We start from the raw sequence: 6632 nt of genomic DNA, 5'->3' as shown, positions 1-6632 counted from the left end.
TCCAAAAAAGGTCAAAGAAGCAGCCTGGAATTTCATCTGGTTTTATGACAGCGAAGAAGCCCGTAAAATACGCATGAAAGTGATGATCGATGCCGGTTACGGACGCATGCAGAATCCAATCTACCTGAAAAGATACGGTTATGAAGAATACCTGCGTTACTCACCTCCAGGCTGGATCGAAACCTTTGAAGAAGCCCTCAAGAACGGTCATCCAGAACCTTACGGACACAACTGTCAGAAAATCTATGAATATATGACCTATCCCATCGATGACTGCATTTCGCTGGAAGAAAACGGAAAACTGGGAAATACGCAGGAGGAAAAAAGAGCAAAGATCAAAGAAATTCTCGATCAGGCAGTGGAAAGAACCAACGAAAAGATGATCGGTATGATCAGTCTTCAGGAACGAACCAGACGGAATCGGATTGCATCTTTGGTGGCAATTTTCGTGTTTCTTATTTTCTTTTTCGCTTTGTATAAAGTCTGGCAGATATTCACTCCCAAAAATGTTTATCACTCGAAAAACAGGCAGAAGAAAAAATACTTTTTTGTGTATTTGATGCTCGTTCCTGCTTTGGCTTCGATCCTTTTGTGGAAGTATGTTCCCATGTTCATGGGATCAGTAATTGCCTTCCAGGATTATCAGGTTGTCGGGCAGTCGGAATTCATCGGATTGCAGAATTTTGCGGATGTTCTCTTTGATCCGATCTGGTGGTCTGCACTCGGTAAAACGCTTTATTATATGAGTCTCGCTCTTGGTCTGGGATTTCTTCCTCCCATCATTTTAGCGATTTTGCTGCAGGAAGTTTCGCATGGTAAGATCATCTATCGCGTCATCTATTATCTGCCGGCTGTGATCAGCGGAATTATTGTTATTTATCTTTGGAAATTGCTTTACGATCCGTCTGATGCAGGAGGTTTGAACCAGGTATTACTCGCTCTCGGTTTGGAAAAGAGCCGCTGGATCCGGGATGAGAACCTGGCGATGTTGTGCGTTATTCTGCCGACGATCTGGGCTGGAGTCGGTCCCGGTTGTCTCATCTATCTGGCTGCTTTGAAAGGAATTCCTGATGAAAATTACGAAGCAGCAGACATCGATGGAGCAAATTTCTTTCAGAAAGTTATTTATGTTGTTTTTCCCAATTTGAAGGCTCTGATCATCATCCAGTTCATTGCTGCCTTTATTGCGTCTGCTCAACAAAGCGGATTTATTCTCGTCATGACTTTCGGTGGTCCGAACGAAGCGACCAAAGTGGCAGACTTGCTCATTTTTGAAAAAGCATATCTTTATTTGAAATTCGGCATTGCGACAACCATGGCCTGGATGCTGGGCATGATGCTGATGGGATTTACGATCCTACAGTTGAGAAAATTATCGAGAATGGAATTTAAAACCGTGGATACAAGGTGATGCTTAATTACAAGTCAGGAATTAAGAGTTATGAATGAAAAAAATATAAGTGATACTAACTTAATAAATGAGATTAAAAGAATAGTATCAGAATCCAGAAAAAAAGCTATTCGCAAAATAAATACTGAATCTCTATTGATGTATTGGAATATTGGAAAAGTTATTGTGGAATTTGAACAGCAGGGAAATATCCGAGCTGAGTATGGTAAATCTCTGCTCATCACTATTTCACGAAAATTAAGCAAAGATTTAGGTAAAGGATTTTCACGCAGTAACTTGCAAAATATGAGATTGCTCTATCTAAACTACCCGAAATGCCAGACACTGTCTGGCAAATTGAGCTGGTCTCATTATTGCGAATTAATTTCCATTTCTGAATTTGAAAAACGTTCATTTTATGAAATCGAAAGTCAAAATGCCAATTGGTCTGTTAGAGAACTGAAAAGACAAATTGAGAGTTCACTATTCGAAAGACTTCTTCTATCCAAAGGAAAAACCAATAAAGAAGAACTTCTAAAATTAGCTCATAAAGGGAATGAAATTCAAGTTCCTGCTGATATTCTCAAAGATCCTTATGTCTTTGAATTTCTCGGTATTCCTGAAAGAAAACCACTTTTGGAAAAAGAACTGGAACGCAAACTTATCCGACATATAGAAAATTTTCTGCTGGAATTGGGAAAAGGATTTATGTTTGTGGGTTCACAACAGAGAATTACATTGAATAATACCCACTATTTTGTTGATATGGTTTTTTATAACAAAATCCTTAAATCTTATGTCCTGATCGATCTGAAAAAAGGAAAACTGAAACCGGAACATATCGGACAGATAAACGCATATCTCAATTACTATAAAACAGAAATTAATGATATTGATGATAATCCACCGATTGGGATAATTCTCTGCACAAGTAAAGATGAAATTGTAGCAGAATACGCACTGGGTGGTATTAATACTCAAATCTTTACATCCAAATATGTTCTCTATATACCAAAAAAGGAAGAGTTGATCAAAGAAGTTAAACTTGTTCTGGATAGCGATATTGGGAGATGCTGATGGGATTTACGATCTTGCAGTTGAGAAAATTGTCGAGAATGGAATTTAAAACGGTTGATACCAGATGAGGATTAGCAACGAACAAAACTAACAAAATGAACAGGAAGAAAATGGTGAAAACTTAACAAGTTTTTAATGCTTGTGAAGTTTGGAAAGAATACTTTCAGCAATGATAAAACTGTAGCACAGAATTGCATTCTGTGAGTAAATCAAGATTCCGATCTTGATATTTACTTTCACATTATTCAAAAATGTGCTACAGAAAAATTGTTCTCACGCTTCGCTTTGAAGTCGAGTCCAATTTTTTTGTTCGTCTTGTTGGTTTTGTTAGTTGCAGAATAAAAATGTTTTCTGTTCGTGTTGTTTGTTTTGTTCGTTGCTAAATAAGGAAAATTAATGTCAATTATTGGAAAGGTAGGTCGGAAATCGATCAAGATCAGGTCGCTCAATATCTCGATCCACACGCTGCTGTTAATCGGAGCGATCACGATGATCTACCCATTTATGATCATGGTTTCATCTTCCTTCAAAAGTCATGTAGATTCTAAAAAGTTCAGCGTTTATCCGGAATTTTTCTTTAACGAGGAAATGCTTTTTAAGAAATATGCGGAAGCTCGTTATAATGAAGAATCCGGTTTGTTCATCGAGCAGTATAAAAACCGTTTTCTCTCTTTTGAATTTCTGGAAATTCCATCTAAAACAAATTCCCGAAAATTTGCTGATTGGCAGGAATTTCAAAAGCATTCTTCCCAGAAATATTCGGTTTATGATTTTTATGTGGCAGAGCAGTTCGGTCGCGGAATTTATCCGAGAAATGAAAGAATTTTTCGTTCCGAAATAAAACAGGAATGCAATAAAAGCCTGGAAAATTTCAATCAGAAATACAAAACCGGAGTTACAACCTGGGAGGAAGTTCGAGTTGAGGAAAAGGGAATTTTGTTTAGGAATTTTACCGGAGATTATAGGAATTTCCTGAAAAGATACGAGGAATTTCGAGAACATGTTCCGCTCTCTGACAGACTTTACGCAAGTATCGACGGTCATTTTCTAATAACAGAAATTATTCCGACTTATCGCGGTAAACTGGAAATTCTGAATCAAAAATTGGGAACAAATTATGCAGATTGGAATAACATTTTTCTCACCCGAAAAGTGCCGGATTCTCCTCTCAAAAAGCATTGGATAAATTATGTTAAAAATACTTTAAACATTCATCATATCGGCATCGAAGCGACAGCATTCCCAAAATACAGGAAATTCCTGCGGGAAAAATATCCAAATATCGAACTTCTCAATGAGACTTATAAAACTTCTTACCCGGATTTTTCCGAAATTATTATTCCTGAAAATTTACCGAGAACCGGAGCCATGCTGGTTGACCTGACTTTCTTTATCGAGAATATCATCGAGCCGGAATATCTTTATCTGAAAAGTGTGGAATTCGATTACCGTGATTGGCTACGGGAAAAGTATGGATCAATCGATGAGATAAACCGGTTTTATGAAAAGGGATATGCTTCGTTTGAGGAAGTTTCGCTTTCCACTGAATTTCCCAAACATAACCTCAATCTGCAAAAAGATTGGACGGAATTTGTTAAAAGAAGAGCAGAAAACACTTCCCTTTCTCTGCTGATGACCTGCCAGAAAGAATTTCTTGATTATATGAAAACAGTTTTTCCAGACAAAAATGGTAATCTCGATCTCGACTCATTCAATCAAACTTTAGGCATGAATTTCAAAAAAGAAATGAATGTTTATCCAACCAAATCTATACCAGAAAACAGCGAGTATCAAAGGATTTGGCTGAAATTTGTTCGGGAAATTGTTTCTCCTCAATTCCTGAAAATCAATGTTGAAAAAGAAGCAAGATTCTGGCTGGAATTTCTACAGGAAAAATATCAGGCTATAAAAAATTTGAATTCTGCTTACGGTTTGGTTTATACGAATTTTGATGAGATCACGATCGATAACTGGGAATTCGATTACCAGATTTTCAAAGCAAATAAAAAAGCAATTTTCCGGGAATTCCTTCAACGCAATTATGTGATGGTGCTCGATGTGATGCTCTATAATGGTCGGGCGATCATGAACACTTTGATCTACTGCTTGCTGGCGATCATCACTGCTTTGATCATCAATCCGCTGGCTGCTTATGCCATGAGCAGGTTCAAACTGAAAGCAACCTATAAAATAATCCTCATTCTGATGTTAACCATGGCTTTTCCGCCCATGGTAATGGGAATTCCCAACTTTCTGCTACTTAAAAAACTGAATTTCCTGAACACCTTCTTTGCCTTGATCCTGCCGGGAGCTGCGGACGGTTATTTCATTTTTCTTTTGAAAGGATTTTTCGATTCACTTCCCAAAGAACTTTTCGAAAGTGCAACCATCGACGGAGCGAGTGAACATCGTATCTTCTGGCAGATCGCCATGTCGCTTTCCAAACCGATCATGGCTGTGATTGCACTCGGTGCTTTTAATGCTGCTTATCGTAACTTCATGTTCGCTTTCATCGTCTGCCAGGACAAAAGCATGTGGACGATGATGGTTCATATTTACCAGTTGATGCAAAGAAGTTGTGCCGGAGTTGGTTTTGCGGCGCTGGTCATTGCTGCTATTCCGACCTTTATCGTGTTCGTGTTCTTCCAGAATATTATTATCAAGGGGATCGTGGTGCCGACGGAGAAATGATTGGTTAAGCAACGAACAAAACTAACAAGACGAACAAAAGGAGATAAATGGCTCACGGATTTGCACGGATTGAACGGATAGAAATTTAACACTGAAAAGTAAAATTTTGTTCGCAGTGAACGAAGTGAGTGTGAAGCGAGGATCATTGAATATTGTCTTCGACTCACACTTCGTTGCGAGTCAAATCCAGGAAATATGCAATTTCAAACTCACGATCTGAAATTGCATAAAAACCTGTAAATAGTTATTATAAATGGCACAAACTTTGTGCAATACTTTTCAAAAATCCAAAATATCACGAATAAAGATCATAATAACAGGCTAAAACCTTGACAGGTTTTGTGCAATTATAAAATGCGACTTTAGAATTTCACAAAAAGGTGAAAACAATGATTAAAAGAGAATCTACAGCCGTATTAAAAAGAATGGCTGCAACCTTTCCGGTTGTCAGTATTACGGGTCCCAGACAATCGGGTAAAACTACACTCGTGCAAAATGTTTTTCCTGAAAAAGAATACATTTCTTTAGAAGATCCAATTGAAAGAGATTTGGCTATTACTGATCCAAAAAAGTTTTTCTCCAGGTTTCCAAACGGTGCGATCATCGATGAAGTTCAGCGTATTCCCGACCTTTTTTCCTATATTCAAATCATTGTCGATGAGCGAAAAGTGATGGGAGATTTTATTCTGACCGGAAGTAACCAATTCGAGTATATGCGATCTCTATCGCAATCATTAGCCGGAAGAACAGCGATTTTGAAGTTACTACCTTTTTCATATCAAGAAATTTTTAGTGATAAAAAAGAAGACATTAATAAAATTCTTTTCAAAGGAATGTTTCCGGCTATATATGACCGCAATCTGGATGTCGATATTTACTTCCGTTCATACATCAATACATACCTGGAAAGAGATGTCAGGCAACTCATTAATATTGTCGAGATCAGCAAATTTCAGAGATTTCTCGAATTATGCGCCGGTTGGACCGGTAGAATTTTGAATAAAAGTTCAATAGCATCTGCTGTTGGAATTTCCCAACCAACCGTAGAAAATTGGCTTTCCGTTTTGGAAGCAAGTTTTATCATCTATCGGTTAAGACCTTTTTATAAAAATCTAAAAAAAAGATTAACCAAATCCTCAAAACTGTATTTCTTTGATACCGGTTTGATCTGCAAACTTTTACGAATCGAAAATTTTAAACAATTATTAACTCACCCTTTGCAGGGAGAGATCTTTGAAAATTTTGTAGTTTCGGAGTTTTTGAAATACAGGCTTCATAAAGGTTTGGACAGCAATTTATATTATTTTCGTGATTCACACGGTAATGAAGTGGATATCATTATCGAAACAGGATACGGTTCTGTTCCGATTGAGATAAAATCGGGACAGACCATAAATTTTTCATTCTTTAAAGGATTGGATATTTTCGGGAAACTCGAGCATGGATACAAAAGTTCAGGTTTGATTTATGGAGG

4 protein-coding genes are annotated in these 6632 nt (G+C 37.5%); all 4 read left to right on the top strand.

Annotated elements, in window-relative coordinates; all coding sequences use genetic code 11:
- Positions 1–1411: sugar ABC transporter permease (locus ENL20_08495; GenBank protein HHE38595.1), on the top strand; the 1411-nt coding region annotated here is incomplete at its 5' end.
- Between the two features lie 30 nt (positions 1412–1441).
- Complete coding sequence (locus ENL20_08490) at positions 1442–2467, top strand: DUF1016 domain-containing protein (GenBank protein ID HHE38594.1); 1026 nt, start codon at positions 1442–1444, stop codon at positions 2465–2467.
- 396 nt (positions 2468–2863) lie between these two features.
- Positions 2864–5158 (top strand): ABC transporter permease subunit, encoded by a 2295-nt coding sequence (locus ENL20_08485; protein HHE38593.1) that lies wholly within the window; start codon positions 2864–2866, stop codon positions 5156–5158.
- A gap of 389 nt (positions 5159–5547) precedes the next feature.
- A partial coding sequence (locus ENL20_08480; protein HHE38592.1) for an ATP-binding protein occupies positions 5548–6632 on the top strand: 1085 nt, incomplete at its 3' end.

The organism is Candidatus Cloacimonadota bacterium (genome assembly GCA_011372345.1).
Lineage (GTDB): Bacteria > Cloacimonadota > Cloacimonadia > Cloacimonadales > TCS61 > DRTC01.
This window is presented reverse-complemented; position numbering and strand designations above follow the sequence as displayed.